General features: G+C 71.2%; 1 protein-coding gene. It reads right to left on the bottom strand.

The genetic code is table 11. The annotated features are described in order from the left end of the window. Positions 1-572 (bottom strand): M48 family metalloprotease (locus tag FVW27_RS18995; protein ID WP_341806180.1); only part of this gene is annotated, 572 nt, incomplete at both ends.

Here is a 572-nt window from a genome sequence, read left to right on the forward strand (position 1 = left end):
CGCGGCCCGGCGATGGTCGTACCCCGCGCGGGCCATGCAGAACAGGGCCATGCGGTCCATGTCGGGGCCGCCGGTCTGTCGGTCCGCCTCGGCGGCCTCGGGCCTCACCAGCCCGCCCGCCGGGGGCATGCCGTAATAGCCGCGCACGCCGGGCTTGTCCGTTGCGGACGATATCGCGCCAGCTTTGGGCTGCCCTGTCTGGCCACTCTGGCCGCCCTGTCGAACATGCTTGGCCAGTTCGCGGCCCAACACGGCGGCCAGCTCGCTATCGTCGGGAAAACGCTCCAGCAGACCGATTGTCACGAGGATGGACTGGCCGGAGGAAAAGGCGTCCACTGTGTCGCGCACCTCCACGTCCATGGCGGCGTCGCACACCCGGTGAAAGCGCACCGGCACGTCCATGCGCAGGCCGTCGCGTTCTACGGTGTAGGATACGGTATCGCCCGCGCCCAGGGCCCTGGTGACTTGCCAGCGCAGGGTACGCGCGGCCAGCTTGCCGGTGGGCATGGGTTGCCCGTTCACCGCCACCAGCACGTCGCCGGGGCGGATGCCCGCCGCCTCGCCGCCGCTGC

Origin of the sequence: Nitratidesulfovibrio liaohensis (assembly GCF_011682075.1) — a bacterium.
GTDB lineage: Bacteria > Desulfobacterota > Desulfovibrionia > Desulfovibrionales > Desulfovibrionaceae > Cupidesulfovibrio > Cupidesulfovibrio liaohensis.